2 protein-coding genes are annotated in these 1,316 nt (G+C 66.6%); both read left to right on the forward strand.

From position 1 onward, the window contains the following. Positions 1 to 52: 52 nt before the first annotated feature. Positions 53 to 442, forward strand: coding sequence for an IS5 family transposase (locus M3666_RS17270; protein WP_007929259.1), 390 nt, complete (start codon positions 53 to 55; stop codon positions 440 to 442). Then, the gene (locus M3666_RS17275; RefSeq protein ID WP_374109597.1) at positions 405 to 1,301 is read left to right on the forward strand and encodes an IS5 family transposase; all 897 of its coding nucleotides are present in this window, start codon (positions 405 to 407) and stop codon (positions 1,299 to 1,301) included. Before M3666_RS17270 ends, M3666_RS17275 begins: the two co-directional genes overlap by 38 nt. Positions 1,302 to 1,316 lie beyond the last annotated feature (15 nt).

The following is a 1,316-nucleotide window of genomic DNA, read 5'->3' on the forward strand; positions in this document are numbered from 1 at the left end:
CTAGGGCGTGTTGATCAAGAGGTTCCGCTCCTCGGTGGGTGAGTCTTGAACGGTGACGCGACAGGAGATCTCTGACGAGGTGTGGGCCGTGATGGAGCCGTTGATGCCGACGGTGACCGGTCGGTCGCGGCCGTGGACGGATCACCGGCTCGCTATCGAGGGGATGGCGTGGAAGTACCGGACCGGTGCGCCGTGGCGTGACGTTCCGGAACGGTTCGGGAAGTGGAACTCGATCTACAAGCGGTTCAACCGGTGGGCCGGGGACGGCACCTGGCAGAAGCTGCTCACCGAGGTGCAGAAGCAGGCCGACGCCGCTGGGGAAATCGACTGGGTCGTCTCGATCGACTCCACGATCGCGCGCGTGCATCAGCACGGCGCGACCCTCGCCCGGGACACAGGGGGCTGTGCCGAATCACAAGAATCCGTGGTCCGAGCCGCCTGATCACGGGATCGGACGCTCCCGCGGCGGGCTGACGACCAAACTGCACCTGGTCTGCGACGGCCGCGGCCGGCCGCTGAGCATGATGATCACCGCCGGGAACATCAACGACACCACGATGATGAGCGCGGTGCTGGAGAACATCCGCGTTCCCCGCGACGGGAAGGGCCGCCCCCGCACCCGCCCCGACCGGGTGCTCGCCGACAAGGGGTACCCCTCAAGGGCGAACCGCGCCTGGCTCCGCGACCGGAGGATCGCGGCGACCATCCCCGAGCGGGACGACCAGATCGCGCACCGCCGCAAGAAGCCGGGCCGGCCGATCGCTTTCGGCGACAAGCAGAAGGAACGCTACAAGGGACGCAACGTCGTAGAACGCTGCTTCAACCGTCTCAAGCAGTGGCGCGGCATCGCGATGCGCTCGGACAAACTCGCCCGCAACTACCGAGCCGCCGTCAGCCTCGCCGCGGCGCTGATCTGGATCAAGACCGATCTCCGCCGAGCGCTTCGCGCTCCTGCAGCGTGCGCTCAAGCTGTCCCACCGTCGGCGCACCCGCAAAGCCGCGCTCGGTCAGATAGACCCTGCACGCCAAGTCGGCAGTGTTCCCCTGGGACGGGAACAAGTCCTGACCGTCCAGAAGAATCGTGGGCGAGCCCGCGAAACCAGAGCTCACCGCCTCAGCCTCGGTGCGGATCAACACGAACTCCACCGGAACATCGCCCCGTCCGATCGAGTCGAGCACCAGCCGTACTCGATCGCCCGCCTCCTGCCAATTCGGGCAATCCTCGATATGCAGCACCTGGATCTTCATACGCCCATTCTCCCGCGCAACTCGCGGCGGCTGGCCACCCCGCACCTTCTTGATCAACACGCCCTAGG

The organism is Curtobacterium sp. ODYSSEY 48 V2 (assembly GCF_023712625.1).
GTDB lineage: Bacteria > Actinomycetota > Actinomycetes > Actinomycetales > Microbacteriaceae > Curtobacterium.